We start from the raw sequence: 26,025 nt of genomic DNA on the forward strand, positions 1-26,025 counted from the left end.
ACTTCGGCACACCGTCCCGGCAACTAAAAATTCTGCGGGATTGGTGTGGAATTTAGGGCTAATCTACGTCAGCCCCTTTGGTTAAGTTAAATCCAGCCTGAAGCATTATTTTTCTTCAAAACAAACTGACAGAGTTTGTTTGTACATACTCAAAAGGCCGTCTGAACATACTTTCAGACGGCCTTTTCTTAGCACACTTATTACAGATTATTCTCGGATTACTTTGCGGATATTCGGATTGGCATGCATCTCATGAACAATCTGATTAACCTGATCCAAGTCCTTGACTTTAATTGTGAATTTAAATTCCACAAAGCCTTCCGTTCCCGCTTGCGCTTTGGTCGGCGTATCGACAGATTCGATGTCCGCACCCGAGTTGGAAATCGCTTGCGCCATTGAAGCCAGCAAGCCATGGGCATCCTCGGATTTGACGTTGAGGATGGTGCGATACGTTTGATTACGCATACTGTCCCAACTGGCATCCAACTGCTCTTCCGGATCGGCTTTAACCAAAGTTTGGCAGGTATCACGGTGAATAATCATGCCCTTGTCTTTGACCAATAAGGCGCGAATCGGATCGCCGGGAATCGGATGGCAACACTCGGCAAAATGAATCCGGCCGGTCTCTTGATCGTTGACTTTAATCGGGCTGAGTTTGACCTCACTGCCGAAATGTTGGCCAGCCAACTCGGCAATATGCATGGCAACGTGAATCGGCAAAGTATGCCCCATACCGACTTTGTAGAGAACTTCTTCAAACGAAGTTTGTTTGGTATTCAAATCGGCAAGGTATTTTTCTTTGAGGTCGTCTGAAAGCAAAATATCTTTAGGCAGCAGGCTGGATAAAGCTTTTTGCAGCAGGTTTTCACCCAAAACAACGGCATCGTGACGATTCAGATTTTTAACGTATTGGCGGATGGCGCTGCGCGCACGGCTGGAAACGGCAAAATTCAACCATGCCACATTGGGCTTGGCATGTTCGGAAGTAATGATTTCGACCGTATCGCCGGTTTTCAGCTTGGTGCGCAACGGCATCATGACATTGTTAATGCGCGCGGCAACGGTTTTATGACCGATATTGGTGTGCACGGCATAGGCAAAGTCAATCGGCGTTGCACCCTTAGGCAAGGTCAAAATATCACCTTTCGGAGTAACGATATAGACTTCGTTGGGGAACAAATCGACTTTGACATGTTCCAGAAACTCGATGGCATTTGAGCTGCTGGCTTGCAGGTCAAGAATATTTTTCAACCATCGGTTCATATGGAGGACGGCCTGATCCGGAGTGTTTTCACCGGATTTGTAAATCCAATGGCCGGCAATACCGCCCTCGGCTACGGCATCCATTTCACGTGTACGGATTTGCACTTCGATCGGCAAACCGTAAGGACCGACCAAGGTCGTGTGCAGGCTTTGATAGCCGTTGCTTTTCGGAATGGCAATATAGTCTTTGAAACGGCCGGGCTTGGGTTGGTATAAATTATGCAATGCACCTAATGCGGCATAACAGGCAGGAATGCTGTTGACGATGACCCGAAAGCCGTAAATATCCATTACTTCGGCAAAATGCAGTTTTTTAGCCAGCATTTTTTGATGAATGCTGTATAGGTTTTTCTCGCGGCCTTTGATTTTGGCTTCAATATTTGCACCCACCAAACGCTGACTGAATGCACGCAGCACTTTGCCGACAACATCGCGACGGTTTTTGCGGCTGTTGTCCATGGCTTTTTTCAGGGTTTCGTAGCGGCTTGGGTGAAGGTTTTGGAACGATAAGTCTTGAAGCTCTTGATACGCGTTGTTCAGACCGATGCGGTTGGCGATTTGAGCATAAATTTCAAGGGTTTCTTTGGCGATGCGGCGGCGCTTGTCCGGACGCATAGAGCCAAGGGTGCGCATATTGTGCAATCGGTCGGCCAGTTTGACGACGATGACGCGCACGTCTTTAGTCATGGCGAGGATCAGTTTGCGGAAACTTTCCGCCTGATGCTCGGCATGATCTTCAAATTTGAGTTTTTCCAGTTTGGAGAGGCCGTCTACCATTTCGGCAATGGTATCGCCGAATTCCGCCTCCATTTCGACTTTGGTTACGCCCGTGTCTTCCAATACATCGTGCATAACGCCTGCGCAAAGGCCCTGAACATCCATGTGCCAAATCGCAAGCTGCGTGGCAACGGCAAGGGGATGGGTGATGTAGGGTTCGCCGCTCTTACGGGTTTGTCCGTCATGGGCATGAAAAGCGTAGGCAATGGCTTTTTCAAGCTCGGCCTGTTCATTCTCATTGAGATAGGATGCGGTGCGAAACAGAAGATCGCGCGCTTCTGCTGTCAACGGGTCATAAGGAGCGGTAGGCAGTGGAGCTGGCATTTTCAGACGGCCTTTTATGGCTATTTTGAAGCCGTCAGACTGTATCGGTTGTTATATCGCACCGATACAGTCCGCGCGGCGGTTTTATCGGTTTGCCGGTTTATTTGTTGCGTGTCAAAAGCTCGGTTCCGATTTGTCCGGCTGCGATTTCACGCAAGGCGGTTACGGTTGGTTTGTTGTTGCGGATGTCGTCAACCAAAGGCGTGTTGCCGTTTTCCAGTTGACGTGCGCGACGGGCGGCGACGAGGGTAAGGTCGAAGTGGTTAGGGATTTTACCTGTGCAGTCTTCAGTAGTAATACGGGCCATGTTTGCTTGCTTTCTTTCTATGTTTCAAATAAACGGTTATTTTCGCTGTTTTTTAGGAATTTTCCAACAGGTTTGAGATAAATCCCTGCTGGGCGGATTTTTTCAGACGGCCTGCTTTAATGATGTGGAACAAATCGGCTTCGGCACGATCCAAATCGTCATTCACGACGACGTAATCGAACAAAACGGATTGTTCAATCTCGTGACGGGCTTTGGACAGGCGTGTTTGAATGACTTCTTCGCTATCCGTACCACGGCCGATCAAACGTTGCGCCAATACCTCAAAGGAAGGCGGCAGAATGAAAATGCTGCTGGCTTCAGGCAACGATTTACGCACTTGCGCCGCACCTTGCACATCGATTTCCAAAATCACATCATAGCCCTCTTCGCTCAACGAATTTACGCCGGCGATGCTGGTGCCGTAATAGTTGCCGAACACATTGGCGTGTTCCAAAAAGGCCCTTTGCTCAATCAGCGATTCAAATTCGTCTTTGGGGACAAAGTGGTAATGCACGCCATGCACCTCTCCTTCGCGCGGCTGGCGCGTGGTGTGAGAAACGGAAACACGGATATCGTCATGATTTTTCAACAGGCGCGACACCAAAGTCGTTTTGCCTGTGCCCGAAGCGGCGGAAATGATGAAAATATTGCCTTTTTTGTGATTTTGCATGGTAATTCAGCCGATGGTATGTATCTGTAAATTATAACACAACACAATGTTTCTCGGAATTTCAGACGGCCTGTTGCAAAATTTGGCTATTGTATCGATTAATTTGGCAAGTTTGCATATGACCGCTACAATGGCGTGTTAAAAACTTTTTGATTTCGGAATGTCGAAATGTTGATTCATCCTGAAGTAATGGGCGTAGAAGCTTTGGCGGACAAAATCCGTAAAATTGAAAACTGGCCGCAAAAAGGGATTTTGTTTCATGACATTACTCCCGTTTTACAAAGCGCAGAATATTTCCGCCTGCTGGTCGATTTACTGGTTTACCGCTATATGGGGCAAAAAGTTGACGTTGTGGCAGGCTTGGACGCGCGCGGTTTCATCATTGGCGCGGCTTTGGCCTATCAGCTGAATGTCGGCTTCGTTCCCATTCGTAAAAAAGGCAAACTGCCGTTTGATACGGTTTCTCAAAGTTACGCTTTGGAATATGGAGAAGCAACGGTAGAAATCCATACCGATGCCATCAAGCCGGGCGCACGCGTTTTGTTGGTAGATGATTTGGTGGCGACCGGCGGCACCATGCTGGCAGGTGTCGAGCTGATCCGAAAACTGGGCGGCGAAGTAATCGAAACGGCTGCTATTTTGGAGTTTACCGACTTGGACGGCGGCAAAAAAATCCGCGAAAGCGGCGCGCCGTTATTTACCCTGTGCCAAAACAAAGGCTGTATGTAACACACAAAAAACCGCAAGCCGATCAGCCTGCGGTTTTTTATTGTCAAAATTATTCGAGAACGTATCCATCTGTATCCCAAAAGGTTTTTTTCACCAACTGGTCGTCTTTATAAACCAACTCGGATTTCTTCGCACCATCATCATACCAATCCAAAATAATGCCGCTGCGTTTGCCGTTGCGAATACTCAATTCAGACACAATGCGGCCATTTTCATCCCAACTGATAATCTCCGTCGGTTTATCATTGCTCATCATCATTTCGGTTTTCGGGCTGCCGTCTGAATACCATTGTTTCCAATGACCATTGGCCTTATCGTGCTTGAATTGGATTTCGCTTTCTTTGACGCCGTTGCGGTAATAACGAGAGCCTACGCCCTCACTCAAGCCGTTTTGATAAGGCATGACCGCAGATTTTTTGCCGTTTGGATACCAGTTAATCCACTCGCCGTGCGGCTTGCCGTTACGATAGCTGCCAACCATCTTTTTCTGCCCGTTAAAATGCCACAGGGTCAGCGTGCCATTGTCCAACGCCGGCACAAAAACCTTAATCTGACCCGCAGGTATCTCGTACGGATCAGAATATTTTTTCATTGATGGATAGTAAAAATCCTGAACCTGCGCCTTACCTGCCGCAATTTTGTATTGGCGGACATAAGCAACCGAAGGCATGGTTGCCGTCAGTTTACCGTTTTGATTGAAATAAACGGTATATTGCTGGGCAAAGGCGGCAACGGGCATACTGAATAAAACAGCAGCCAACAGGCCTGATTTTAAACAATTATTCATAATATTGGGTTTGGCAGTATATGTTCTACAAAAAGTCAGTAATAAAAATCTACCGGCATTTAAATCTATGACAAATATTATAAGCCATAGTTTCAAACTCTGCTTGGATTTCACAGCCGACATATCATAGGCGTTTGTATTTTCTTAAGACATTAAAGACATTACAAAATAGAGGCCGTCTGATTTTTTTTCAGACGGCCTCTATTTCAATTACATTAAAACAATTTATTCTTCACCCAACAATTGCTCACGGGTCAATAAGAATACAAACCCGTCGCCACCACTGGTTTCCAACCAAGTAAACGGCAATTCCGGATAAGCCGCCTCCAATACTTCGCGGTTGTGGCCGATTTCAACCAGCAATACACCTTTCGGATTCAAATATTTCGCAGCCTGCAAAATGATTTGGCGTGTAGCATCCAAACCATCTTCTCCGCTACCCAAAGCCAATTCCGGCTCATGCAGGTACTCATCGGGCAATGCTTCCACAGATTCCGCATCAACATAAGGCGGATTGGAAACAATTAAGTCGTAGGTTTCATCCAAACCTTCAAACAAATCGGTATGCACCAAGCTGATGCGGTCTTCCAAGCCATAATCTTCAATATTGATCGCGGCCACTTCCAGCGCATCCAAGCTCAAATCAACGGCATCGATTTGTGCATCGGGATAGTGATGCGCCATTTGAATGGCCAAACAGCCGCTACCGGTACACAAATCCAAAGCTCGATGCACCAACTCATCATGTTCAATCCAAGGACGGATACCGTCGCCAAGCAATTCATAAATAAAAGAACGAGGCACGATGACGCGCTCATCGACATAAAAATCAAACTCGCCCTGCCATGCTTGATGTGTCAGATACGCGGCAGGAATATGCTCCACTGCGCGACGTTCGAGAATGGACAATACCTCCTCCTTCTCACTTTGCAACAATTTAGCATCCAAATAAGGCTCCAACGTATCCAACGGCAGATTCAAAGTGTGCAAAATCAGATAGGCTGCCTCGTCATGGGCATTATCGCTTCCGTGTCCGAAAAACAGTCCGGCATCGTTAAAACGGCTGACGGCGAAACGCAACAAATCGCGAACAGTGGTCAGCTCTTGAGCAGCTTGCTTAAACATAATGTTTTGTCTTGTCGATTTAAGAATATTGAAATTATAAAATTATAACAGAAAGGCCGTCTGAAAACTTTTCAGACGGCCTTCGATTTAATTCAGCTTAAGATTATTTATCGCGGCTGAATACGATTTTGGTAGCTTGGATAGCAATGCAGACAGCACCACCGATGAAGATCAAGTCAGCAGCGGTACGAACCCAACGCAGGGTATCCAGAATTTCCATTTGCAGGAATTCTTCGCTACGTGCATACCACAGACCGTGAGTGATAGAAGCATAAGCTTGAATCACGCCGACCGGCAACAGGCTGATGGCAATCATACCCACCAGGCCGCCGTTCAACAGCCAGAATGCCCAAGTCATCAGTTTGTCATCAAATTGAGCATTAGGTTTCAGGTAGCGTGCAACCAGCAATACGAAGCCCAGAGCCAAGAAACCGTACACACCGAACAGAGCCGCGTGAGCGTGAACTGCAGTAGTGTTCAGACCTTGGATGTAGAACAGGGAAATCGGCGGGTTAATCAGGAAGCCGAATACGCCGGCACCGATCATGTTCCAGAAGGCAACTGCTACGAAGCACATCAGAGGCCAACGCAGACGTTTCGCCCAATCGGACAGATGTTGGTAAGACCAGTGTTCGTAAGCTTCACGACCCAGCAGAACCAAAGGTACAACTTCCAAAGCGGAGAAACATGCACCGATTGCCATAGAAGCAGAGGTAGAGCCGGAGAAGTACAAGTGGTGCAATGTACCTGGAATACCACCCAACATGAAGATGGCAGCAGCAGCCAAAGTAGAAGCAGTAGCAGTACTACGGCGGACAAAGCCCATGTTGTAGAAGATGAATGCGAAGGCGGCAGTAGCGAACACTTCGAAGAAACCTTCTACCCACAGGTGAACCACCCACCAACGCCAGTATTCCATCACAGCGATTGGAGATTTTTCACCGTAGAACAGGCCAGGAGCATAGAACACACCCACACCGACCATAGAAGCTACGAAGATAGCCAACAGGTTTTTGTCTGTACCTTTTTCTTTAAAGGCAGAGACAGTACAACGCAGCATCAGGAACAGCCACAACAGCAAGCCGACCATCAGCAACAGTTGCCAGAAGCGGCCCAGATCCAAGTATTCGTAACCTTGGTGACCGAACCAGAAGTTCAGCTCAGGCGGAATGATGTGGGTCAAAGCAAAGAAGTTACCTGCATAAGAACCGCCGACTACGATGAACAGGGCGATGTACAGGAAGTTCACACCGGCACGTTGGAATTTAGGATCTTTACCGCCGTTCACAATCGGAGCCAAGAACAGACCTGCTGTCAGGAAGCCGGTTGCAATCCAGAAAATAGCGGATTGGATGTGCCAAGTACGGGTCAGCGCATATGGGAACCAGTCGGCCATTTCAAAGCCCAGTGCGGTATCGATACCGTAGAAGCCTTGACCTTCGACAGTATAGTGAGCAGTCAAACCACCCAACAGTACTTGTACGACAAACAGCGCAACAGTCAGGAATACATATTTGCCCAACGCTTTTTGAGAAGGAGTCAGTTGTACTTTAGAGATAGGATCTTCAGTAGGTACTTCAACCTCTTCATGTTTGGTCAAGAAAGAGTAACCCCACATCAGCAAGCCGATACCCATCAGCAACAATACCACGCTGGTGAAGGACCACATGTAGTTTTCAGTAGTCGGTACGTTGTTGATCAAAGGCTCGTGCGGCCAGTTGTTGGTGTAAGTGAAGTTCTCGTCAGGACGGTTGGTCGAAGCAGACCAAGAAGTCCAGAAGAAGAAGTTGAACAGTTTTTCACGCGCTTCTTGGCTTGGCAATGTGTTGTTTTTCATTGCAAAGTGTTCGCGAGTGGTTTGGAACTTAGGATCGTCGCTGTACACACCGTGGTAGTAAGGCAGAATGCTTTCGATCGCTTTCACGCGAGTATCGCTGATAACGACAGAACCGTCTTCCTTAATACGGCTTTGGTTGCGGTATTCGTCAGCCAAACGGGTTTTCAGAACAGCTTGTTCCTCAGGGGAGACTTCGTCAAATTTTTTGCCGTAAGTTTCTTGCGCAGTCAGATCCAACCATGCAACCAGCTCGCGGTGCAGCCAGTCGGCAGTCCAGTCCGGAGCTTGGTATGCACCGTGACCCAATACAGAGCCAACTTCCATACCGCCGGTAGTTTGCCATGCAGATTGACCTGCCAAAATATCGTCTTTGGTCATCAGGACTTTGCCGGATGTAGAAACGACTTGTTCAGGGTATGGCGGAGCCTTTTTATAGACCTCGCTACCCATATAACCAAGAATGGTAAAGCATACTGCCAGTACGGCAAACAGCAAGTACCAAAGCTTCTTGTACTGTCCCATTTTGAGTACTCCTTGATTTTGGTAAAAAGTGGTTGGGTATTAATTCATCAAATATGAATGTTAAAGATTGTATCACGGTTTTAAAAGTAAAGAAATATTTTGTCAATAATATTCCTTTAAAACCATTAACTTACATGATATTGATTCCTATTATCCTGTATAACTCCTCCTTTGTTATATTTTGTGTTAAGCCCACACTAACATTTTCACACAAAAATAAACTTTTCGGTTTAGTTTTTTATACTACTAAAGGAGTATTTAAGGATTAAAAGATTCATATTCATTGAATAATTTGATTTATGTCAAAATACACCCAAACAAGCGCCTACATAATCATACAAAATTTCAAACCATCCTATCAGGATACTTAACTTTTCTTACAATAAGGAAACTTTAAACATGAAACGCCAAACCTTAGCTGCACTTATCGCTTCTGTATTTGCACTGGCCGCATGCGGCGAACAAGCTGCTAAACCAGCTGAAACTCCGGCTGCCACCGCTTCTGCCGAAGCTCCTGCTGCTGCTTCTGACTCACAAGCTGCTGCCGAGACTCCTTCTTCAGAATTGCCTGTAGTCGATGCCATCATGACTCACGCTCCGGAAGTTCCACCTGCAATCGATCGCGATCATCCGGCTAAAGTACGCGTTAAAATGGAAACCGTCGAAAAAACCATGACTATGGAAGACGGTGTTGAATACCACTACTGGACATTCAACGGCGACGTTCCGGGCCAAATGATCCGTGTACGCGAAGGCGATACCGTAGAAGTAGAATTCTCTAACAATCCTTCTTCTACCGTTCCTCACAACGTTGACTTCCACGCTGCTACCGGTCAAGGCGGTGGTGCAGAAGCTTCTTTCACTGCCCCAGGCCACACTTCTACTTTCAGCTTTAAAGCTCTGCAAGCCGGTTTGTACATTTACCACTGTGCCGTTGCTCCTGTCGGTATGCACATCGCCAACGGTATGTACGGTTTGATCTTGGTTGAACCTAAAGAAGGTCTGCCTAAAGTGGACAAAGAGTTCTACATCGTACAAGGTGACTTCTATACTAAAGGTAAAAAAGGCGCTCAAGGCCTGCAACCTTTCGATATGGACAAAGCAATTGCCGAACAACCTGAATACGTTGTATTCAACGGCCACGTAGGCTCTATCGCCGGCGACAATGCCCTGAAAGCTAAAGCTGGTGAAACTGTTCGTATGTACGTTGGTAACGGTGGTCCTAACTTGGTATCTTCTTTCCACGTTATCGGCGAAATCTTCGACAAAGTATATGTTGAAGGTGGTAAACTGATTAACGAAAACGTACAAAGCACTGTGATTCCTGCCGGTGGCGCCGCCATGATCGAATTCAAAGTCGATATTCCAGGCAGCTACACTATAGTTGACCACTCTATCTTCCGTGCGTTCAACAAAGGTGCTTTGGGTCAATTGAAAGTTGAGGGTGACGAAAACCCTGAAATCATGACCAAAAAACTGAGCGACACCGCTTACCAACCTGCCGGTGCTGCCGCTTCTGCCCCAGCCGCTGCGTCTGCCGCACCTGCTGCTTCTGAAGCCGCTAAATAATCCCTCGGTTTAATACGCCAAGCCACTGCTGCTCTTCTCTTAGAGTCGCAGTGGCTTCCATCACAATTAACCTTCCCATTCAATCAGACAGATTGATTTTTCAGACGGCCTTGTTATGATTAGGCTATCTTAAAAATGAATTTTCTGTTTTCAAACGATAATAAGGGCGTACCATGAAACTCATACGACTCCTCCTCTTAGGCAGTGCCTTAATCTGCGGCAATACATTTGCAGCCGAAATGGTAAAAATCGAAGGAGGCAGCTATCGCCCTCTCTATCTCAAAAAAGAGACTTCCCTTATTAAAGTCAAGCCCTTCCAACTTGACAAATATCCTGTAACCAATGCCGAATTCGCCGAATTTTTGAAAACACATCCACAATGGCAAAAAGACAAAATCAGCTCTAAACAAGCTGAAAAAGCTTACCTGAAACATTGGGTAAAAAACGGCAGCAACAGTTATGCGCCTAAGGCCAGCGAACTCAAACATCCGGTAACCAATGTTTCATGGTTTGCCGCCAATGCCTACTGCGTTTCCAAAGGCAAACGCCTGCCGACTATTGACGAGTGGGAATTTGCAGGCTTGGCCTCTGCCACTCAAAAAGACGGCTCTGCCGAACCCGGCTACAACCGCACCATCTTGGATTGGTATGCAGACGGCGGCCGCAACGGCCTGCACGACATCGGTAAAAACAAACCCAACTACTGGGGCGTATACGATATGCACGGCCTGATTTGGGAATGGACTGAAGACTTCAACAGCAGCCAACTCTCAGCCGGTTCGTCCAACACACAAATGTTCTGTAGCGGCGCATCCGTAGGCTCAAGCGACCCATCCAACTATGCGGCTTTCTTGCGCTACGGCATCCGTACCAGCCTGCAATCCAAATATGTTTTAAATAACTTAGGCTTCCGCTGTGCAAGCAAATAAAGTTTAGTTTTATCACCAAAGCAGCTTTGGCGGTACTGGAAGGTATCGCCGCTTTTTTTGGCCGTCTGAAAAGATGTGGCACACAAAGACAAATTGTGGCATAATCCGCCCGTCTTTATAAAAAGGCACTTAGGAGTTTGCTTAGGTCGTTTGGCTTGGCAAACTTGTCCGAACCTGAAAAGGTTCTTTTATTTTCGGAGTTATCCATCATGGCATTGACCGTAGAACAAAAAGCACAAATTGTTAAAGATTTCCAACGCAAAGAAGGCGATACCGGTTCTTCTGAAGTACAAGTCGCTCTGTTAACTTTCCGCATCAACGACCTGACTCCTCACTTCAAAGCCAACCCTAAAGACCACCACAGCCGTCGCGGCCTGTTGAAAATGGTTAGCCAACGTCGTCGCCTGCTGTCTTACCTGCGCCGTACTCAGCCTGATACTTACCGTTCACTGATTACCCGCCTGGGTCTGCGTAAATAATTTATGCTTAAATCAACACCGCCTTTGGGCGGTGTTTTTATTCGTATGCCCATGCCGTCTAAAACACAGGCTCACTCTGTGTTATACTTCCACACGCTTAAGCAGCAAGGCTTAAACTCCCAATCACTCCTTAAAGCTCCCATCAAAGCGAGAATCTGAATTGTCTGTTCATTCCATGTTGCACTCAGGAAAATTTTGGTTGAAAACCCTGGTTTTCAGCATTACCGCGCTTTTATGCCTCGCGGCGGTATTGAGTGCCTTAATGTTCCGCATATTCAACACAGAAAACATCGACGCATTCATACAAAAAAACTTTTCCGCCCATGGCTGCCAAATCAAATACAACGCCACTATCGGCAGAAAATGGCTGCCACGCCCCACGCTAATTTTAAAAGACCTCAGCCTTTCCTCTTCCGAACCTGACACGCCGACGTTGAACATCGCCGAGTCAAAAATGGGCTTTGGCTGGAGCAGCCTATGGTCGGATGCCCCCATTCTTGAAAAATGGATTCTTTTAAACCCGACACTGACACTGGACTCAAAACACCATCTGCCCGCCTGCCTGCAACAAGACCCATCGTCAAAAGAAAGTTTTCAGCTCAACCGCATCATCATCAATAACGGCAGCATCCGTTATCACACTAAAGAGCAAAATATTGCCTTAAACAATCTGCAATTTTCCCTGCAGCAAGCCGATTCAGACGGCCACCCCTTCGACATCAGCGGCACATTGCAAAACATCGGCAACCCCATCAGTTGGCAGGGTGCAGGCTATCTGGTACCCAACAATGCCGGTTGGAGTGTTCCCGCCCTTAAGCTGAACCTGCAAACCGTATTACTCAAAAACAAGCTGGATGCCCAAATCGCAGGCAGCCTTAATTGGCAAAACCAAACCGCCCTACTCCGCGACTTCAATCTGCAAGCCGAAAGCGGCTTTCAAAACTTGCATATCAACGCACGTTCGCCCCTATTGCAATTCAAAAACGGCTATTTACACCTTAATACACTCAACGGCGCATTGACTGCCGGCAGCGAAAACAACCAATGGGACGGCTCATTCAAACTGGACAAAGCCAACCTCTACGCAACCGTTTTGACCGCCGCCAATTTTGAACTCAAAGGCAGCCATAAAAACGACCGCCTCCAAACCAACTTTACCTTTTCCAGCCCGTTGGTTTGGCAAAAAGGCAAAGGCATCGATGCGCCCAAACTGCACCTCAGTACCCTGCAAGACACCATCAACCGCCTTCCTCGTCCACGCTTCATCAGCACACTTGAAGGACAGGCCAACTTCAGCCTGAATACATGGGAAGGCCGTCTGAAAGGCGCATTTGACAGACAAGCCCTCGCCTTGGCCTTTAAATACCAACGCGATGCCCAACCGCGTCCGCACCTTGACGCCGGTATCGCCTTACAAAAACTTAATCTGACCCCTTATTTAGAAGACCTGAAAACCCAGCCGTCGCTCAGTCTTCCTTCCCTGCTGGCCAAATCCTGGCTGCCCGACATTGAGGCCAACCTCCAAATCGGCACCATTCAAACTGCCGGCCTGCAACTTGAAAACGTCGAATCCCTGCTTACCGCAGATAAAGAACATATCGCCCTGCACCGTTTCAAAGCCGGGCTTTATGGCGGCAAAACAGAGGGCGGACTGAGTATTGCGGCCACCGAACCCGCTTCCTACCACCTTCAGCAAAACGCAAAAGGCATACAAATTCAGCCGCTGCTGCAAGACTTGTTCGGCTTCCACAGCTTCAGCGGCAGCGGCGACGCCGTTATCGACATTCAAACTTCCGGTAACGACCGCGCCCAAATGATACAAGCCCTAAACGGCAGCCTGCTCCTCGATATTACCAACGGCGCATGGCACGGCATCGATATGGACAGCATTCTGAAAAACGGCATCTCTTCGGAAAAAATCGACAACAGCAACCTCAAAACCCCTTTCCATCATTTCATCCTCAATAGCGAAATCGAGAAAGGCATCAGCCATCATATCAATACCGAACTGTTTTCCGACAGCCTGCACGTTGTCAGCAGCGGCTATACCGATTTGAATACCCAAAAACTGTCTGAAAACCTGCTTATCAGCAACGTACTGCAACCCAAAAACAAACCGATTCCCCTCAAAATCGGCGGAACCGTACAAAACCCTTCCATTACCCTTGACTACAGCCGTTTGACCAACGGCATGAACACACCGGCAGAAAAACAAAAAGCCCTGCAAGAAACCATACAAGAACAATGGAAGTGGCTCAAACCACGCTAAGTTTTCAAATCAAAGGCCGTCTGAAACCCAAAAAGTTTCAGACGGCCTTTTAACAGATGTATTGTCAGAATAAGATGTTTACTTAGGAATGACCATATACACAATCAGTGCAACAATGACGGCAGACCATACGGTCAACATTATCAAGCCTTCTTTGGAGAGTTTTCTTTTGCTCCAATCGAGCCACAATATTTCTACCGTACCCTCAAACATCGCCCCAATCATTTCCATCACGATTTGAAGTATAAATTCCAATAGAAATGACATCTATAAGCCCAAACGCTCCCAAATCTCATCGATTTTGTCCGTAACGGCAGGGTCTTTTTTGATCACACGACCCCATTCGCGGTTGGTTTCACCCGGCCACTTGTTAGTCGCATCCAAACCCATTTTGCCGCCGAGTCCGCTGACGGGGCTGGCGAAGTCGAGGTAGTCGATGGGCGTGTTTTCCATCAAAACAGTGTCGCGTACGGGATCCATGCGCGTGGTGACTGCCCAGATGACTTCTTTCCAGTCGCGCACGTTCACATCGTCATCCACCACGATGATGAATTTGGTGTACATAAATTGGCGCAGGAACGACCAGCAGCCCATCATCACGCGCTTGGCGTGTCCGGCGTACTGTTTTTTCATGCTGACTACCGCCATGCGGTAGGAACAGCCTTCGGGCGGCAGATAGAAATCGGTGATTTCGGGGAACTGCTTTTGCAAAAGCGGCACGAACACTTCATTCAACGCCACGCCCAAAACGGCGGGTTCATCGGGCGGTTTGCCCGTGTAGGTGGAATGGTAAATCGGGTTTTCACGCATGGTGATGCGTTCGACCGTGAACACGGGGAAATGATCCTGCTCGTTGTAATAGCCCGTGTGGTCGCCGTATGGTCCTTCCAGCGCGGTTTCGTTCGGATGAATCACGCCTTCTAATACAATTTCGGCACGGGCGGGCACTTGCAAATCGCTGCCGATACATTTCACCAGCTCCGTCCGCGAACCACGCAGCAGTCCGGCAAACTGGTATTCGCTCAAAGTATCGGGAACAGGCGTTACCGCGCCCAAAATGGTGGCAGGGTCGCAACCGAGCACGACGGCGACGGGATACGGCGTATCGGGATTGAGTTTGCGGAATTCCTGATAATCCAGCGCGCCGCCGCGATGCGACAGCCAGCGCATAATCAGCTTGTTTTTGCCGATTAACTGCTGACGGTAAATGCCTAAGTTCTGGCGTTTTTTGTTTGGTCCGCGCGTAACGGTCAAGCCCCATGTGACCAGCGGCGCAACGTCTTCCGACCAGCAATGCTGAATCGGAAGTTTATATAAATCAACGTCTTCGCCTTCCCACACGATTTCCTGACACGGCGCGTTTTTCACCACGTTTGGCGCCATGCTCCAAATGTCTTTCAACAGCGGCAGTTTGGAAAACGCGTCTTTAATGCCTTTGGGCGGTTCGGGTTCTTTCAAATACGCCAGCGTCTGCCCGATTTCACGCAGCTTGGACACACTGTCCGCCCCCATGCCCAGCGCCACGCGTTCGGGCGTGCCGAACAGATTCGCCAACACGGGATAATCGTAGCGCGTACCGTCGGGCTTAATCGGGTTTTCAAACAGCAACGCCGGCCCCTCGGCGCGCAGCACGCGGTCGGCGATTTCGGTCATTTCCAAATGCGGCGACACCGGATGCTGAATGCGCTTGAGTTTGCCATCAGCTTCCAATCCGGCGATAAATTCTCGCAAATCTCTATATTTCATGATTTCATTTTCCTGAACAGACCGTCTGAAAACAGACCGCCATTTCGGCTTTGAAAGATAAACCAGTGGCTATTGTACCTGCCAAATCCGTCCATATCCCAACTTTCCGCGTCCGAATTTCCATATTTTTGCAAACTACCGTCAAATTTGAACAATATCTGCTTGTGATTGCTTTCAGACGGCCTTATCTTTGGTAGAATTCCAACTTAATCCAGTCATCAATTAATATCTATCGTGGGACGGCGGCCATGTTTGCATTTTTAGAATCTTTTTTCGTTGAATACGGCTATGCGGCCGTGTTTTTCGTTTTGGTTATTTGCGGCTTCGGCGTACCGATTCCTGAAGATTTGACGCTGGTAACCGGCGGCGTAATCTCCGGCCTGGGTTATACCAACTCGCATATTATGTTTGCCGTCGGTATGCTCGGCGTATTGGTAGGCGACGGCTTTATGTTTGCGGCCGGCCGGATTTGGGGACAAAAAATCCTTAAATTCAAACCGATCGCGCGTGTGATGACGCCCAAACGCTATGCCCAAGTACAGGAAAAATTCGACAAATACGGCAACTGGGTTTTATTTGTCGCCCGCTTCCTGCCCGGCCTGCGTACCGCCGTTTTCGTGACCGCAGGCATCAGCCGCAAGGTTTCCTACCTGCGCTTCATCCTGATGGACGGCTTGGCCGCACTGATTTCCGTTCCGGTTTGGATTTATTTGGGCGAATACGGCGCACGCAATACCGACTGGCTGATGAAAAAAATGCACAGCCTGCAATCAGGTATCTTTATCGTACTGGGCATCGGCGCAATCATTGTCGGCTGGATTTGGTGGAAAAAACACCGCCGCCACACCTTCTTCCGCGAGAAACTGCACGAAAAACGCGCGGCAAAAGCCAAAAAACAAACCAATCAATAAATCATTCCAGGCCGTCTGAAACACTTCTCCGCTTTCAGACGGCCTCAATCATTCATCAGAAACACCATGAAACAAAAAATCTTCGTCCTCTACACCGGCGGCACCATCGGCATGACCCAAAGCAGCGCCGGCCTGCGTCCCGACACCGCACTCGTCGATAAAGCCCTCGCCCCCTTTTCAAACGGCCTTGATTTCGAATGGCACGTTTGCCAGCCGCTCATCGATTCTTCCGCGGTAACGCTGCAAAACCAACGCGACTGGTTGGAGCTTATTATCGCCAAGCTGCCTGACTATGACGGCATTTTGGTGTTGCACGGCACGGATACCATGGCATACACCGCCAACCTATTCACCCTCTCGCTGCAAGGCTTGGACAAACCCGTTATCCTAACCGGCTCGCAATGGCCTTACGATGCCGCCAACAGCGATGCGCCGCGCAACCTGGCCACCGCCGTTTCCGCTTTCTCGCTCAAGCTCAAACAAGTGACGATTGCCTTTGACGGCAAGCTCTTTCCTGCCGTCGGCAGCAGCAAAGTCAGCACCGAGACCGCCGCAGGTTTCGACAACCTGCATTTTGGCGCACTCGCCGAATGGGAGGAAAACAAAGGTTGGCACAATATCCGTACCGCCCCGACCCAACATTCAGACGGCCTCAAACCGCGTCTTCCCAATCCTGAAGCCAAAGTTTCCGTCCGCACGCTGATTCCCGGTTATGCTGCGCAAGAACTTTCAGACAGCCTGCCCCACCTTTGCGCCCAAGCCCTGATTCTGCAAAGCTATGGCCACGGCAATGCACCAAGCAACGATGCGTTTGTCCGAGCCGTCCAAACCTTTACGCAACAAGGTAAGCTGCTGCTCAACATCAGCCAAGTGCCGCAAGGTTGCGCCGCCGCCGTCTATGCCCAAGGCAATGCTTTGCGTCAGGCAGGCATCATCAACGGCGGCAAATGCAATCTCGAAACGGCCACCGCGCTGATGACCCTTGCCGTATCTCATGACTTGAATGCGGATAAGGTGCAACAAGAATTGCAACAATTAAATCTGCTGTAAACCACTATTTAATATGACTTTTACCGACACCCACTGCCATCTTGCCGACCCCAAACTTGCCGATACGCTGCCTGCCGTGCTTACCGAAGCGCAAGCCGCCGGCGTGGCGCGTTTCATCGTACCGGCTACGTCCCCCAAGGATTGGCACTCCGTTGCGCAGTTGGAAAGGCCGTCTGAAAACATCCATATCGCTTTGGGCATTCATCCGTGGTTTTCAGACGGCCTCAACGAAGCTGCATTCCAAGAATTAGAGTCCGAATTAATCCGACATCCGCAAGCATGGGTTGGCGAAATCGGTTTGGATTTTTATGGAAAAGAGCAAACCCAAGCACAACGCAACACGCAGACTGACGTCTTTATCCGCCAACTTATCCTCGCCCAACACCTCAACCGCCGCGTCATCACCCATAATCTGAAAGCCACCGCCGCCATTGCCGCCGCCGTCAAAACCGTCGGTTTCACGCAAGGCGGTATCGTCCACGCTTTCTCCGGCAGTGTAGAAGAAGCGCAGATTTTAGTAAAACTCGGCTTCAAAATCGGCATAGGCTCGCTGCTGCTCAATCCCAATGCCAAAAAAGTCCGTGCCGCCTTACAAGCCTTAGACGACACGGATTTCGTTCTCGAAACCGACAGCCCCTTTATGCTCGGCCACGAAACCAATACCCCGGCCAACATCCGCCGTATCGCCGAAATTGCAGCCGAAATGCGCGGCGTACCGCTGACACAACTGGCTGAAGCAACCGAGCAAAACGTGGATTCCCTGCTCCATACTTCCCCTTAATATGCCGGCCTCAATGCATCAAAAAGCCTTGCCCAGCCGTTCCGTTTCCAAACGGACACACTCAGCCCTCCCTACCCCATGTTCATGAATAAAAAGCGATACAAGACCGTCTGAAAAAATGTTTTTGGCACAAAATATCGTTCACTCCGTCATCTCGGCTTTTTAACACCGTATTTTCCCTTTGATTGATAAAAAGTATTACGCATATTATTGGGCAAACTTTTTATTTACGTTAAAATATGCTTTTTTTTGATAATAAGGCCGTCTGAAAAAGGCGGAAACTAATTATGGCTGAACAACATACACACGCTTCCACCTGGAAGAGCAAAATCAATGCTCTGGGCCCAGGTATCATGATGGCTTCGGCGGCAGTCGGCGGCTCGCACCTGATTGCCTCCACGCAGGCAGGCGCACTTTACGGCTGGCAGCTTGCGCTGATTATTATTCTGACCAACCTGTTCAAATACCCGTTTTTCCGCTTCAGCGCACATTACACGCTGGACACGGGCAAAAGTCTGATTGAGGGCTATGCCGAAAAAAGCCGCGTTTATTTGTGGGTATTTTTGATTTTGTGTATTGCATCGGCAACGATTAATGCCGGTGCAGTCGCCATCGTTACTGCCGCCATCGTCAAAATGGCGATCCCGTCACTGACTTTCGATGCCGGCATGGTGTCCGTCATGATTATGGTTTCCTGCCTGCTGATTTTGGCAAGCGGCCGCTATAAAGCATTGGACAACGTTTCCAAAATCATCATCGTCAGCCTGACCATCGCCACCGTCGCCGCAGCCGCCGTTGCCATGTCCCGCGGTATGCAGATGAAACCCGACTTTATCGAGCCTACCCCGTGGACATTAGCAGGCTTGGGCTTCCTCATTGCGCTGATGGGCTGGATGCCTGCGCCGATTGAAATTTCCGCCATCAACTCTTTGTGGGTTACCGAAAAACAACGCATCAACCCTTCCAGCTACCGCGACGGCATTTTCGACTTCAACGTCGGCTACATCACCAGCGCGATTTTGGCGGTTGTCTTCCTCGCCTTGGGTGCATATGTCCAATACGGCAACGGCGAAGAAGTGCAAATGGCGGGCGGCAAATATGTCGGCCAACTGATTAATATGTACGCCGTGACCATCGGCGACTGGTCGCGTCCACTGGTGGCATTTATCGCCTTTGCCTGTATGTACGGCACCACCATTACCGTAGTGGACGGCTACGCACGCGCGATTGCCGAACCGGTACGCCTGCTGCGCAGTAAAGACAAAACCGGTAACGTCGAGCTGTTTGCTTGGAACATTTGGGTCGCAGGCTCAGGCTTGGCCGTGATTTTCTGGTTCAACAGCGCAATGGCGGAGCTGCTCAAATTCGCCATGATTACCGCTTTCGTTGCCGCCCCTGTGTTCGCATGGTTGAACTACCGCCTCGTCAAAAGCGACAAACGCCACAAACTGACCATGGGCATGAACTTCCTCGCCATTATCGGTTTGATTTATTTGACCGGCTTTACCGTTTTGTTCCTGCTGAACCAAACAGGCATCTTGGCTGCGCCTAAATAAGCACATATGAAAAAAGGCCGTCTGAAACTTCAAAACAGGTTTCAGACGGCCTTTCTAATCCATCATATCTTTTTGAATTTTCATTCAAACCCATTATAATGACTCCTTATTTCGCCGTTGCAGACCACTCGACGGCATCCGTATTTTGGAAAATTTATGAAGCCGTCTATCTTAGAAAAACTACAACAACTCAGCGACCGACTGGAAGAAGTCACGCATTTGCTCGGACAGCCCGAAGCCACGTCCGATATGGACAACTACCGCAAACTCACGCGCGAACACGCCGAATTGACCCCCGTCGTCGAAGTCTTCCAAAACTATCAGCTGGCTCAAAGCGACTTGGCGGATGCCGAAGAAATGCTGTCCGACCCTGAAATGAAAGACTTTGCCGCCGAAGAAATCGAAGCGGCCAAAGCCAAAATCGACACGCTCGATACCGAATTGCAAAAACTCTTGCTACCCAAAGATGCCGACGACGACAAAAACATCTTCATCGAAGTACGCGCCGGAACGGGCGGCGACGAAGCCGCGCTGTTTGCAGGCGATTTGCTACGTATGTACAGCCGCTACGCCGAGCGCAACCGCTGGCAGGTCGAAATCGTTTCCGCCAACGAAAGCGAGTTGGGCGGCTATAAAGAAGTCATCGCTCGCATCGTCGGTTTGGGTGCGTACAGCCGTCTAAAATTTGAATCCGGCGGCCACCGCGTGCAGCGCGTTCCCGCCACCGAAAGCCAAGGCCGTATCCACACCTCCGCCTGCACCGTCGCCGTCATGCCCGAAGCGGACGAACTGGAAGACATCGAGTTGAATCCGGCTGATCTGCGCATCGATACCTTCCGCGCATCCGGCGCCGGCGGTCAGCACATCAACAAAACCGACTCCGCCGTCCGTATTACCCACTTGCCGACAGGCATGGTGGTCGAATGCCAAGACGGCCGCAGCCAGCATGCCAATAAAGCGCAGGCGATGAAAGTCCTCGCCGCCCGCTTAAACGATGCGCAAAAACGCGAAGCCCAAGCCAAAGAAGCCGCCGAACGCAAATCCCTCATCGGCAGTGGCGACCGCAGCGAGCGCATCCGCACCTACAACTACCCACAAGGCCGCGTGACTGATCACCGCATCAACCTCACCCTGCACAAGCTGGATTTTGTGATGGACGGCGATTTGGAAGAAATCACCAATGCCCTGATTGCCGAGCATCAAGCCGAGCTTTTGGCGGCAATGGGGGATTGATGGATTTGGTCCATTGCGTTTATACTTTTCAGACGGCCTGATGACATATGTCAATATGACCGTGTATATGTTATCCCAAAGTGATAAAATGCAGCACCAGCTGCACAACAGCAACACCCTTCTACAATCACCGAAAGAGAGGACACAAAATGGCAAAAATCCTGATCGCACCGGTATCTACCGGCCTGAGCGCCGATGCAGCGGCAAAAGCATTTGCAGCGGCATTGAATGCGCAAGTTTTCCAAGCCGTTGACTCCACTACAGAAGCCCTGTTGGCTCAAGGCAAGAGCGACGACTGGTTTGACGCGCTTGTCGGTAAAGTTGCAGCATTGAACGCAGATAACCTCGTTATCGAAGGCATCACTCCTGATGCGGACAAATTGTTCTTGGCAGGCAAAAACGTAGAATTGGCGCTGTCTTTGGACGCAGGCGTTGTATTGGCGCTGAAATCCGACAACACCGATGCAGCCGCCGTCGCCCAACAATTAAACCTCACCAAACAGCTCTACACCAACGCACCAGGCTTATTGGAAGGCTTTATCATTGACGGCGCAGCCGCCGCTTTAGGCGCACAAGTTGCCGAGCAAACCGGCCTGACTTTCTTCGGCTCCAGTGACAAACTGCAAGATGTATCCGCTTTGGCTAAACGCGAAGCCAAACGCCTGTCTCCAGCCCAATTCCGTTACAACCTGATCGATTTCGCACGCAAAGCCGATATGCGCATCGTTCTGCCTGAAGGCGCAGAGCCTCGCACCGTTGCTGCCGCCGCTATCTGTCACGAAAAAGGCATTGCCCGTTGCGTACTGTTGGCGACCCGCGAAGAAGTTGAAGCCGTAGCGAAAGAACGTGGCATCTCCCTGCCTGATTCTTTGGAAATCATCGATCCTGCTTCTTTGGTTGAACAATACGTTGAGCCAATGTGCGAATTGCGCAAATCCAAAGGTCTAACTCCTGAAGATGCACGCAAACAGCTGCAAGATACCGTCGTACTGGGCACCATGATGATGGCTCAAAATGACGTGGACGGTTTGGTTTCCGGCGCAGTCCACACTACTGCCAACACCATCCGCCCTGCCCTGCAACTGATTAAAACCGCTCCGGGTGCAAGTCTTGTATCCAGTGTATTCTTCATGTTGCTGCCTAACCAAGTATTGGCATTTGCCGACTGCGCGGTTAATCCGAACCCAACACCGGAACAACTGGCCGACATCGCCATCCAATCTGCCGACAGCGCCAAAGCCTTCGGTATCGATCCAAAAGTAGCCATGATTTCCTACTCCACCATCAACTCAGGCAGCGGCCCTGATGTCGATGCTGTGATCGAAGCCACCAAACTGGCTAAAGAGAAACGCCCTGATTTGGCTATCGAAGGTCCGTTGCAATACGATGCAGCTACCGTTCCATCTATCGGCAAATCCAAAGCTCCGGGTAGCGCTGTTGCCGGGCAAGCAACCGTTTTGGTTTTCCCAGACCTCAATACCGGCAACTGTACTTACAAAGCCGTACAACGCAGTGCCAACGTCCTGAGCGTAGGCCCGTTGCTGCAAGGCTTGCGTAAACCGGTTAACGACTTGTCCCGCGGCGCATTGATTGAAGACATCGTCTTCACCATCGCCCTGACTGCCGTTCAAGCCAAACAAATGCAAGGCTGATTGACAAGCTGATGCTTTGAAATCAAAGGCCGTCTGAAACCGATGTTTCAGACGGCCTTTCGTATCTTTGCGCCAACTATATTATAATTCGCCATTATTTTCTGAAAGACTGCCCCGATGACTGCCTACCAGCAACAACTAGCCGACAAAAAGCAATATCTTCAGCAACTTTTCCAAGGACTGGATTTTCCAGAAATCGAAGTCTTTGAATCTCCGGAACAGCATTACAGAATGCGTGCCGAGTTCCGTATCTGGCATGAGGGCGGCGAAATGTTTTACGCCATGTTTGAGCGCGGACAAAAGGCAAGCGGGGCAAGCCTGATCCGTTGCGACCAATTTCCTGCCGCGTCCGAATCCATCAATACCTTGATGCCGAAATTGATTGAAGCCGCATCCAATCATCCCGAGCTGAAAAACCGCTGGTACGCCGTCGAATTTTTATCCACTTTAAGCGACGAAATGCTGGTGACCATGATTTACCACAAGAAGCTGAACGAAGCATGGCAACAAGCTGCGCAAGAGCTGGCGCACAATTTGGGTATCCACATCATCGGCCGCAGCCGCGGACAAAAAATCGTATTGAGCCAAGATTTCGTAACCGAAGCATTGACAGTCAACGGCAAGACCTTCCGCTATCGTCAAATCGAGGGCAGCTTTACCCAACCCAATGCCCAAGTGTGCCAAAAAATGCTGACTTGGGCGTGTGATGCCGCAAAAAACTTAGGCAAAGACCTGCTTGAGCTATATTGCGGCAACGGCAATTTTACCCTGCCGCTTTCGCAACATTTCAATCAAGTGCTGGCAACCGAAGTTTCCAAAACTTCCGTCAACGCCGCCCAATGGAATATTGAAGCCAACCAAATTACCAATCTCAAAATCGCCCGCCTGTCTGCGGAAGAGTTTACCGAGGCCTACACGCAAAACCGTGAATTCCGCCGCCTGCAAGAACAAGGCATCGACTTGAAAAACTATGATTTTTCAACCATTTTCGTTGACCCTCCCCGCGCCGGTGTCGATGATGAGACGCTCAAATTGGTTGCCCGATTCGACAACGTTCTCTATATTTCCTGCAACCCTGAAACCCTGCGCGCCAACCTCGACACGCTCTGTCAAACCCATACCATCGAACGCGACGCCCTGTTCGACCAATTCCCATTTACCCACCATATCGAAAGCGGTGTTTGGTTGAAGAAAAAATAAAACCATACAAAAAGGCCGTCTGAATGTTCAGACGGCCTTTATAATCAGCGACATATTAAGCGATTTTCAAATCAATCCGCTTCCAAAACCACTTTCATGGCTTGGTTTTCAGCAGCGTGTTTGAATACATCGTAAGCTTTTTCCAATTCGCTGAATTTGAAATGGTGGGTCAGCATTTTGGTGTAATCCACTGAGCTGCTGGAAATGGCTTTCATCAGCATTTCGGTGGTATTCGCGTTAACCAGGCCTGTTGTGATGGCAAGGTTTTTAATCCACAGTTTTTCCAGTTTGAAATCAACGGATTGACCATGTACGCCAACCACAGCGATATGGCCGCCGGGTTTCACGATATCTTGGCACATATTCCAAGTTGCAGGGATACCGACCGCTTCGATGGCGCAATCCACGCCGTCGTCGCCGACGATGGCAAAGACCTGTTTGAATACGTCGCCTGAAGCAGGGCTGACGGTATGGGTTGCGCCCAATTCTTTCGCCAGTTTCAAACGGTTTTCGTCCATATCGCAGACGATGATGGCAGCAGGGCTGTACAGTTGGGCGGTCAACAGGGCGGACATGCCGACAGGACCTGCGCCTGCGATGAAGACGGTGTCGCCGGGTTTGACATCGCCATATTGCACGCCGATTTCGTGGGCGGTCGGCAAGGCGTCGCTCAACAACAGGGCGACTTCTTCATTGACGTTGTCAGGCAGCGGAACAAGGCTGTTGTCGGCATAAGGCGTGCGGACGTATTCGGCTTGCGTGCCGTCAATCATGTAGCCCAAAATCCAACCGCCGTTGCGGCAGTGTGAATAGAGTTGGATTTTGCAGTTGTCACAAGTACAGCATTTGCTGACGCATGAAATAATGACTTTATCGCCGACTTTGATGTTTTTTACAGCCTCACCGACTTCTTCTACAATACCGATGCCTTCATGGCCGAGAATACGACCGTCGGCGACTTCGGGGTTTTTGCCTTTCCAAATACCCAAGTCAGTACCGCAAATCGTGGTTTTGACGATTTTCACCACCGCGTCGGTCGGATCGATAATCTGCGGACGGGGTTTTTCTTCAAAACGGATGTCGTTTGCGCCGTGATAAACCATTGCTTTCATGTGAATCTCCTTGAGCAGTTAATAAACTTTAACAATACAGCGTAAATCCACGTTAACTATATTTATATACCCCTACATCAGATAAGTCAATCCTGATTATTATTTTTATGTTATACTGTAACATACTGTTTTAAAAATAAATACTTAAAAAGTAAATATTAATGAACATACCCACATCCTTCGCGCGACGACTCATCGATTGGCAGCAGCAGCATGGCCGTCACGACTTGCCTTGGCAGGTCAAAGACCCCTATTCCGTCTGGCTTTCAGAAATCATGCTCCAACAAACGCAGGTTGCTACCGTATTGGACTACTATCCGCGTTTCTTAGCCAAATTCCCAACTGTGCAATCGCTTGCCGCCGCGCCGCAAGACGAGGTTTTATCCTTGTGGGCAGGCTTGGGCTATTACAGCCGCGCACGCAACCTGCACAAAGCCGCGCAACAAGTCATCGGACAATTCGGCGGTATCTTTCCATCCGAACGCAAAGACTTAGAAACGCTCTGCGGCGTAGGCAGAAGTACCGCTGCCGCCATTTCTGCCTTTGCTTTTAACCGACGAGAAACCATCTTGGACGGCAACGTCAAACGCGTTCTCTGCCGTGTCTTTGCTCAAGACGGCAATCCGCAAGATAAGAAATTTGAAAACTCGCTTTGGACGCTTGCCGAAAGCCTGCTGCCGTCTGAAAACACTGATATGCCTGCCTACACGCAAGGCTTGATGGATTTGGGCGCAACCGTCTGCAAACGGACAAAACCTTTGTGTCATCAATGCCCTATGGCAGACATCTGCGAAGCAAAAAAACAAAACCGCATTGACGAGCTTCCCCGCAAAAAAACTGCTCCCGAAGTGCAAACCCTACCGCTTTACTGGCTGATTATCCATAACACTGACGGCGCATTATTGCTTGAAAAACGCCCTGCCAAAGGCATTTGGGGCGGTCTGTATTGCGTACCCTGTTTTGAAAAATTAGACGATTTGTATGCTTACGCCAAACGCTTCGGCATTGTTTCAGACGACCTTGAAGAACAAACCACGTTTACCCACCGCCTGACCCACCGCTTATTGATGATTACCCCTTTTCAGACGAAACAAAGGCCGTCTGAACATCTTTCAGACGGCCTTTGGATATCATCGGAACATTTGGCGGATTATGGTTTGCCCAAACCTTTAATCAAATATTTGGCTAAAGGCTAAA

At 49.3% G+C, this 26,025-nt stretch carries 22 protein-coding genes; 13 read left to right on the forward strand and 9 right to left on the reverse strand.

What is annotated here, in order from left to right:
* Nucleotides 1-207: 207 nt before the first annotated feature.
* The 3 genes from ACTHRY_RS09915 to gmk all read right to left on the reverse strand — a co-directional run bounded on the left by ACTHRY_RS09915 (nucleotide 208) and on the right by gmk (nucleotide 3,341).
* Nucleotides 208-2,364 (reverse strand): RelA/SpoT family protein, encoded by a 2,157-nt coding sequence (locus tag ACTHRY_RS09915; RefSeq protein WP_049359958.1) that lies wholly within the window; start codon nucleotides 2,362-2,364, stop codon nucleotides 208-210.
* A 100-nt stretch (nucleotides 2,365-2,464) separates the two neighbouring features.
* On the reverse strand, nucleotides 2,465-2,671 hold the full coding sequence (gene rpoZ / locus ACTHRY_RS09920; RefSeq protein WP_003682294.1) for a DNA-directed RNA polymerase subunit omega: 207 nt from the start codon (nucleotides 2,669-2,671) through the stop codon (nucleotides 2,465-2,467).
* Between the two features lie 52 nt (nucleotides 2,672-2,723).
* The gene (gmk, locus tag ACTHRY_RS09925; RefSeq protein ID WP_003745825.1) at nucleotides 2,724-3,341 is read right to left on the reverse strand and encodes a guanylate kinase; all 618 of its coding nucleotides are present in this window, start codon (nucleotides 3,339-3,341) and stop codon (nucleotides 2,724-2,726) included.
* A 168-nt stretch (nucleotides 3,342-3,509) separates the two neighbouring features.
* Between gmk and ACTHRY_RS09930 the strand changes: the two genes are divergently transcribed.
* Nucleotides 3,510-4,070: an adenine phosphoribosyltransferase gene (locus ACTHRY_RS09930; RefSeq protein ID WP_003745823.1), complete on the forward strand. Its 561-nt coding sequence runs from the start codon at nucleotides 3,510-3,512 to the stop codon at nucleotides 4,068-4,070.
* A 49-nt stretch (nucleotides 4,071-4,119) separates the two neighbouring features.
* On the opposite strand, the gene ACTHRY_RS09935 is transcribed toward ACTHRY_RS09930, so the two are convergent.
* The 3 genes from ACTHRY_RS09935 to ACTHRY_RS09945 all read right to left on the reverse strand — a co-directional run bounded on the left by ACTHRY_RS09935 (nucleotide 4,120) and on the right by ACTHRY_RS09945 (nucleotide 8,341).
* Nucleotides 4,120-4,857, reverse strand: a complete 738-nt coding sequence (locus ACTHRY_RS09935; RefSeq protein WP_049322129.1) for a toxin-antitoxin system YwqK family antitoxin — start codon at nucleotides 4,855-4,857, stop codon at nucleotides 4,120-4,122.
* A gap of 225 nt (nucleotides 4,858-5,082) precedes the next feature.
* A complete protein-coding gene (gene prmB, locus ACTHRY_RS09940; protein ID WP_049322128.1) occupies nucleotides 5,083-5,982 on the reverse strand; it encodes a 50S ribosomal protein L3 N(5)-glutamine methyltransferase in 900 nt (299 codons plus the stop codon).
* A 103-nt stretch (nucleotides 5,983-6,085) separates the two neighbouring features.
* Nucleotides 6,086-8,341 (reverse strand): nitric-oxide reductase large subunit, encoded by a 2,256-nt coding sequence (locus ACTHRY_RS09945; RefSeq protein ID WP_440374220.1) that lies wholly within the window; start codon nucleotides 8,339-8,341, stop codon nucleotides 6,086-6,088.
* 399 nt (nucleotides 8,342-8,740) lie between these two features.
* Between ACTHRY_RS09945 and nirK the strand changes: the two genes are divergently transcribed.
* From nirK to ACTHRY_RS09965, 4 genes are all read left to right on the forward strand, one after another.
* Nucleotides 8,741-9,910, forward strand: a complete 1,170-nt coding sequence (gene nirK / locus ACTHRY_RS09950; RefSeq protein ID WP_049359956.1) for a copper-containing nitrite reductase — start codon at nucleotides 8,741-8,743, stop codon at nucleotides 9,908-9,910.
* Nucleotides 9,911-10,083: 173 nt separating this feature from the next.
* The gene (locus tag ACTHRY_RS09955) at nucleotides 10,084-10,839 is read left to right on the forward strand and encodes a formylglycine-generating enzyme family protein (protein ID WP_003745813.1); all 756 of its coding nucleotides are present in this window, start codon (nucleotides 10,084-10,086) and stop codon (nucleotides 10,837-10,839) included.
* Nucleotides 10,840-11,048: 209 nt separating this feature from the next.
* Nucleotides 11,049-11,318 (forward strand): 30S ribosomal protein S15, encoded by a 270-nt coding sequence (rpsO, locus tag ACTHRY_RS09960; protein WP_036491726.1) that lies wholly within the window; start codon nucleotides 11,049-11,051, stop codon nucleotides 11,316-11,318.
* 175 nt (nucleotides 11,319-11,493) lie between these two features.
* Entirely contained in the window at nucleotides 11,494-13,587 is a 2,094-nt protein-coding gene (locus ACTHRY_RS09965; RefSeq protein ID WP_049322126.1) for an AsmA family protein, read from the forward strand.
* A gap of 78 nt (nucleotides 13,588-13,665) precedes the next feature.
* Here ACTHRY_RS09965 and ACTHRY_RS09970 read toward each other — a convergent pair whose 3' ends face one another.
* Nucleotides 13,666-13,854: a hypothetical protein gene (locus tag ACTHRY_RS09970; RefSeq protein WP_049322125.1), complete on the reverse strand. Its 189-nt coding sequence runs from the start codon at nucleotides 13,852-13,854 to the stop codon at nucleotides 13,666-13,668.
* Nucleotides 13,855-15,333: a 4-hydroxy-3-polyprenylbenzoate decarboxylase gene (gene ubiD / locus ACTHRY_RS09975; protein WP_049322124.1), complete on the reverse strand. Its 1,479-nt coding sequence runs from the start codon at nucleotides 15,331-15,333 to the stop codon at nucleotides 13,855-13,857.
* 248 nt (nucleotides 15,334-15,581) lie between these two features.
* Between ubiD and ACTHRY_RS09980 the strand changes: the two genes are divergently transcribed.
* From ACTHRY_RS09980 to trmA, 7 genes are all read left to right on the forward strand, one after another.
* Complete coding sequence (locus ACTHRY_RS09980; protein WP_049322123.1) at nucleotides 15,582-16,244, forward strand: DedA family protein; 663 nt, start codon at nucleotides 15,582-15,584, stop codon at nucleotides 16,242-16,244.
* A gap of 66 nt (nucleotides 16,245-16,310) precedes the next feature.
* Nucleotides 16,311-17,294: an asparaginase gene (locus ACTHRY_RS09985; RefSeq protein ID WP_049322122.1), complete on the forward strand. Its 984-nt coding sequence runs from the start codon at nucleotides 16,311-16,313 to the stop codon at nucleotides 17,292-17,294.
* 13 nt (nucleotides 17,295-17,307) lie between these two features.
* Nucleotides 17,308-18,075, forward strand: coding sequence for a TatD family hydrolase (locus tag ACTHRY_RS09990; RefSeq protein WP_049322121.1), 768 nt, complete (start codon nucleotides 17,308-17,310; stop codon nucleotides 18,073-18,075).
* Nucleotides 18,076-18,362: 287 nt separating this feature from the next.
* On the forward strand, nucleotides 18,363-19,631 hold the full coding sequence (locus ACTHRY_RS09995; protein ID WP_049322120.1) for an Nramp family divalent metal transporter: 1,269 nt from the start codon (nucleotides 18,363-18,365) through the stop codon (nucleotides 19,629-19,631).
* 156 nt (nucleotides 19,632-19,787) lie between these two features.
* Nucleotides 19,788-20,864, forward strand: coding sequence for a peptide chain release factor 1 (gene prfA / locus ACTHRY_RS10000; protein WP_009174477.1), 1,077 nt, complete (start codon nucleotides 19,788-19,790; stop codon nucleotides 20,862-20,864).
* Between the two features lie 149 nt (nucleotides 20,865-21,013).
* Entirely contained in the window at nucleotides 21,014-22,516 is a 1,503-nt protein-coding gene (gene pta / locus ACTHRY_RS10005) for a phosphate acetyltransferase (RefSeq protein WP_049322119.1), read from the forward strand.
* Nucleotides 22,517-22,633: 117 nt separating this feature from the next.
* Entirely contained in the window at nucleotides 22,634-23,716 is a 1,083-nt protein-coding gene (trmA, locus tag ACTHRY_RS10010; protein ID WP_440374221.1) for a tRNA (uridine(54)-C5)-methyltransferase TrmA, read from the forward strand.
* 71 nt (nucleotides 23,717-23,787) lie between these two features.
* On the opposite strand, the gene ACTHRY_RS10015 is transcribed toward trmA, so the two are convergent.
* A complete protein-coding gene (locus ACTHRY_RS10015; RefSeq protein ID WP_049322117.1) occupies nucleotides 23,788-24,828 on the reverse strand; it encodes a zinc-dependent alcohol dehydrogenase family protein in 1,041 nt (346 codons plus the stop codon).
* Nucleotides 24,829-24,989: 161 nt separating this feature from the next.
* Between ACTHRY_RS10015 and mutY the strand changes: the two genes are divergently transcribed.
* On the forward strand, nucleotides 24,990-26,024 hold the full coding sequence (mutY, locus tag ACTHRY_RS10020; protein WP_049322116.1) for an A/G-specific adenine glycosylase: 1,035 nt from the start codon (nucleotides 24,990-24,992) through the stop codon (nucleotides 26,022-26,024).
* Nucleotide 26,025: the final 1 nt, after the last annotated feature.

The sequence above is a fragment of the Neisseria sp. P0004.S004 genome, assembly GCF_051963335.1.
Taxonomy (GTDB): Bacteria; Pseudomonadota; Gammaproteobacteria; order Burkholderiales; family Neisseriaceae; genus Neisseria.